The organism is Ruegeria sp. BHSA123 (genome assembly GCF_059613425.1).
The window spans coordinates 1-4601 of record NZ_JBXWSL010000124.1; the positions used below are offsets into that span (position 1 = coordinate 1).

7 protein-coding genes are annotated in these 4601 nt (G+C 55.9%); 2 read left to right on the forward strand and 5 right to left on the reverse strand.

What is annotated here, in order from left to right:
* The first annotated feature begins 104 nt into the window (after positions 1-104).
* Positions 105-665, forward strand: a complete 561-nt coding sequence (locus tag AC2FNC_RS20120; RefSeq protein ID WP_480520763.1) for a DUF3833 domain-containing protein — start codon at positions 105-107, stop codon at positions 663-665.
* A 441-nt stretch (positions 666-1106) separates the two neighbouring features.
* Here AC2FNC_RS20120 and AC2FNC_RS20125 read toward each other — a convergent pair whose 3' ends face one another.
* Together AC2FNC_RS20125 and AC2FNC_RS20130 are read right to left on the reverse strand one after the other, a co-directional pair.
* Positions 1107-1286, reverse strand: coding sequence for a MerR family transcriptional regulator (locus AC2FNC_RS20125; RefSeq protein ID WP_480477906.1), 180 nt, complete (start codon positions 1284-1286; stop codon positions 1107-1109).
* Between the two features lie 235 nt (positions 1287-1521).
* Positions 1522-1983, reverse strand: a complete 462-nt coding sequence (locus tag AC2FNC_RS20130; RefSeq protein ID WP_496716470.1) for a hypothetical protein — start codon at positions 1981-1983, stop codon at positions 1522-1524.
* Between AC2FNC_RS20130 and AC2FNC_RS20135 the strand changes: the two genes are divergently transcribed.
* Positions 1915-2268 (forward strand): hypothetical protein, encoded by a 354-nt coding sequence (locus tag AC2FNC_RS20135; RefSeq protein WP_480612350.1) that lies wholly within the window; start codon positions 1915-1917, stop codon positions 2266-2268. The genes AC2FNC_RS20130 and AC2FNC_RS20135 overlap by 69 nt on opposite strands.
* Before the next feature lie 252 nt (positions 2269-2520).
* Here the strand turns inward: AC2FNC_RS20135 and AC2FNC_RS20140 are convergent, their stop codons facing one another.
* The 3 genes from AC2FNC_RS20140 to AC2FNC_RS20150 form a co-directional block, all read right to left on the reverse strand.
* On the reverse strand, positions 2521-2721 hold the full coding sequence (locus AC2FNC_RS20140) for a YgaP family membrane protein (RefSeq protein ID WP_480520765.1): 201 nt from the start codon (positions 2719-2721) through the stop codon (positions 2521-2523).
* A gap of 65 nt (positions 2722-2786) precedes the next feature.
* Positions 2787-3428 (reverse strand): Crp/Fnr family transcriptional regulator, encoded by a 642-nt coding sequence (locus AC2FNC_RS20145; protein ID WP_496716468.1) that lies wholly within the window; start codon positions 3426-3428, stop codon positions 2787-2789.
* 399 nt (positions 3429-3827) lie between these two features.
* On the reverse strand, positions 3828-4454 hold the full coding sequence (locus AC2FNC_RS20150; RefSeq protein ID WP_496716469.1) for an amidohydrolase family protein: 627 nt from the start codon (positions 4452-4454) through the stop codon (positions 3828-3830).
* Positions 4455-4601: the final 147 nt, after the last annotated feature.

Sequence of the window (4601 nt, forward strand, 5' to 3'; positions counted from 1 at the left end):
GAGGCCCTGAATACATTGAACATCTCTTATGCCGTCCTTCCCTGCATCCTGAAACTCGGCGCCTTGGCGCTTGTCCTGGCGCTTCCTACGGAGAACCCAACCCAATGAAACTCCTTACTGCCCTGCTCATTCTTGCCGCTCTGGTCATGGCGGCAAAGTCCATGTTTCTCAGTTTTCGCGCACAAACCTCGTCAGACTATGCCGATACAAGCCCTGCCTTTTCGCTCAAAACCCACCTGAGCGGTGAAATCCTCTCCGAAGGTCTGATTTATGGCCCAACCGGAAAGATGACGAACAGCTTCGTTGCCAGAATGGTCGGTGAATGGGACGGCGACACTGGTACGCTGAGCGAAGAGTTCACCTATTCAAACGGCAAAAAGCAAAGTCGCAAATGGTTCCTGAAGCTCAGCGACGGCAACACGTTCACCGCCACCGCCGACGACATTGTCGGCGAGGCACGAGGAGTCGTTTCTGGGTCAACAATCAAGATGGAGTACCAGATCATTCTGCCGGAAGACGCGGGCGGTCACACGCTGACAGCAACCGACTGGCTTTACCTAACTGAAAACGGAGTCATCATGAACAAGTCCGAGATGCGCAAATTCGGCATCAAGGTGGCCGAGTTGATCGCGACCATGCGCCCGGACCACGAAGCACGACGCTGAACCGGGATGGGACCCGAACAGAAGGACCTGTCCTGATGAACAAAATCTACCCATTCTTGCGATGACAGTTGCACTGGCGTCTGTTGTGTTTGAGCCGTCGCCATTGATGACAAATGAATTCGCAGGCTACCGGCCCGAACAGTTTCCTGTCACCATGGACTTCTGGCCGGATCAACCCTCGGGGTGGGGCTTTGGCATCTGGGGTGTGATCTATATTGTCTGACGTCAGCGCGAATGGGACAGTTTAGGTTGATTTGATATGAGAGGGTTTCTGGCACATCGTAACCACCAAGGAGTGGAGATGAGACAGACACCCGGAATCAAGCAGAGCCATGGCGAGATGGTCGTCAAGTCGTCGCCTATGCGCCAACAGGACAGCTTTGCGCTCAGGGACCTTGCCGTCGCCAGATGCGTAGAGCTCTGCAAAAGATCGCATTTCCGTCAAAGGCACTCCTGTCGAGCGAAGTGACGCCAATAACTCCAACCAATCGACATCTGTCTTCTTGAACCTGCGTTTGCCATCCGAGCCGCGTTGGATGAAGGGCATAGCCCCGATTTCTCATGGAAGCGAATTGTCGAGATGCTGAGCCCGGTGAGTCCGGCAACTTCTGAAATCATCATACTATCAGACCCTTTCGCCCAGGCTCCTACAGTCCTGAAGCTACTTCAGGTCAAGCGTCTTTTATAGAGCTTCTCAGCAATCGGCTTTCGACGACAGTGCAGCATAGGATAAATAGGACTCTCAACTTCCATTAGATTGGTCGCCGCATGCCCTACTGCCAGATGGTAGCGCTCAGGCAAAAAGGCCAGTTGCAAACAAATCAGGCGTTCGCCCACCGCCCGCAATGGGTTTCTTTCAACGTGCCCTGTCCGGCGTGTCTTCCGGTTCACGTGCAATCAGGGCTTCGATCTGCTGCGTGACAGGTTCCGGCAACGCACCGTGCGAGAGAGCTTCCACAAGTCCTTCAATCTGTTCGACGGAGCGAGCGCCTGGAAGCCAGATCGTTTTCATCGGCACGAAGGGCGAATTGGACGGCGAATGGCTGTCCATCACGGCAGTTGGAGCATCATGGCTACCCTTGCCGCGTTTGGTGTGGCGCTGTTCAGCGCGCGCGATTTGCTGGCGGCCGCACGCAGCACGCGGTTGAATGCCGTCAACGCGGCCTCTCTGGTCACGCAACTCGCGCCCCGACAACATCTGCTGATCACGGGTGGCACCGGTTTCATCAGGCAACGTCTGGTCGAGGCCCTGGTTGCTGGTGGCCACCACGTCACCGTCCTGACCCGCAACCTGCAAAAGGCCGACGCATTGCCCCATCCGGTACGCCTGATCACCTCACTCGAGCAAATTGACAACACAGAGCGCTTTGACGCCATCGTCAATCTGGCAGGTGAGCTGGTGGCAAACGCGCATTGGACGCGTCGGAAACGCGCGCATCCTGCAGTCTCGGGTCGTGATGACGAAAGATTTCGTCGCACTGATCCGCAGGCTGGATCAAAAACCATCTTGCCTAATCACCGGTTCCGCCGTGGGCTGGTATGGGCCGCGGCAAGACGAGATCCTCACCGAAGACGACACCTACCACCCCGTCTTCATCCATGAGGTGTGCGACACATGGGAGCGCGCCGCTGCGCCAATCGTGGGTATGGGCATCCGGGTTGTGCAACTGCGTAGCGGTCTGGTGCTAGGGGTAGAAGGCGACATGCTGGCCCGAATGCTGACACCTTTCGAATTTGGTGCCGGTTGTCAGCTGGGGGATGGACAACAGTGGATGCCCCGAGGAACGCCGCGCCCGCCGCACAACGCCGGAACCCAGACGAATCCCAGTGTTGCGCGAGGCAAGGGTAGGACGTGTTACGGCTTGGCTTGCTTGTTGGTGCACAGACCCAGAAGCGCATAAATCGGGCAGAATTTCATGAAGGCCGTCAGCACAAACACAGCTCCAAGCCAACCCCAGGGGCCGATGGTGCCGGTCAGTGCCAGAAGGATCAGCACGCCACCGAGGATCAGGCGCAGAACCCGGTCGACAGAACCAACATTAGACGTGAATTGCATGGTCGAATCTCCTTGATTATCTGGTCCAAGATTCGCTGTTTTCCAAACCGTGTTATGTGACGAGGTCACACAACTCCCGCTCTGGCATGGTGGTGCAGGGCTGGGCGATCCTGCAGATAAATCACACCTCGCTCAAGCCTGACCCATCCCCGATGTTCAAAATCCTTGAGGATACGGGACATGACTTCGCGTGCGCTGCCCAGTTCGGCCGCAATGCGCTGGTGCGTGGTGCGGATATCGCCCGAATGTGCGCCTTGATCCAAAAGCCACTGCGCCAATTTCAGGTCCATCCGGTTAAGTAGAAGATCATCGATAACCTCGGACAGTTCAACAATGCGTTGTGAAAACGCCATGAAGACCGCACCTCGAAATTCTGCATCTGTGGCCAGCAACGTGTTGAACTTGTCCCGCCCGATGGCCAGCGCCGTCACCGGCCCCTCGGCATAACCGAACCCTGAATAGGGGATGTCCGACAACATGCACGAGGTCGTCATAACGCAACTGTCGTACGGGCCAACCCGATAAAGAACAACGGTCCGCCCTGACGGGCTGGTTTGTTCCACTCGGACGATGCCCGAACGAATGATCAAAAACACCTCACCGTAAGCGCCCGGTGCAAACAGTTGGTATCCGTCTGGTATGGCCAGACGACTTCCTTCGGACTTGAGCCGGTCGAGAATTGCCTGGCTCCAGTTCTGTTGGGTCACTGCTTTACCTCCGTATCACGCTCTCTTCCGGGTTTTTTGCCTTGGGACCCTCGCGGGCAAACCCAATAAATCTGTGACGAACCCATCTGCACAGGATCAATGTTGAAGATTCTGTCAATTCAAGCCTTGAATACCAACACCTCATGGGTCCGAAACGAGCTCCATTATCTTTTGGAAGGCTTCCCCATTCCTACGGGTTCCCCGGAACGACTGTCCCCGTTGCGTTTGAGTGCCGGAACGTCAAAGTCATCGCTGTCAGATGGGCGGAAGTCGAGATGACTCCTGAGAGCCGATTACCGGCCTAACAACTGGCGGGAAAATCGCCTCTCCAGCTCCGTCTGTGCAGTTCTCAAAGAAATCTGCGACAGAACCTTATTGTTTCAAGGATGAATAGCATTCTCAGGGCATCTTGAGATCATAGAAGTGTGCGGCGGTTTCTCTGAACACAGCCGATTGGGCCTCAGCCGGAACCAGATCACGGTAAGCCTGTACCAGCGATGTGTAATTGCCATAGAGTTTGTCGACCGGGAAATTCGAGCCAAACATGACCCTCTTTGGTCCGAATTGTTCAAGGCAAATCTCCACGATCGGGCGAATACTCTCAGGCGCCCAGTTGTGATCGAACATGCCCAGACCTGAGAGCTTGCATGAGACGTGCGGCAGATCGGACAGAGCGCGCAATCTTTGAGCCCAGCTTTTCAGGCCCGCCGGAGTGCGGTCATATGGTGATCCGGCATGGCATAGAGCGACTCGTGTATTCGAGGCTTGCGCGAGAACTCGGGTGGTTTTTCCGATCAAATCAGGAATGAGCTGCAGATCAAAGCTGAGGTCACGCCGTCCAGCCTCATTCAGTCCGTCCAGAAACCGCGGATCGTCCAACAGGAAATTGGTTCCCGTCTGCGCGTCCTCTCCGGGTGCGCGCCCGACGATCTGGCGCACACCGCGTACAGTTGGAAGGGCCTGAAACGTATCAAGCTGGGCGTGTAGGTCAGCCGAGGTCAGGTCACAGAACACAACCTGCGCCATTGGCCAGTCTGGATTGGTTTCGGCGACAGCTTGAACTGTCCGTCGTCAGGGATATTGGGACAGATTGCCGCCTGAACTAAGAGAGGATTTGGCTCATCTGGTTGGGTTGATTATGCGGCGGATTTGCGGTGAAGCAAGCGTCGCGTT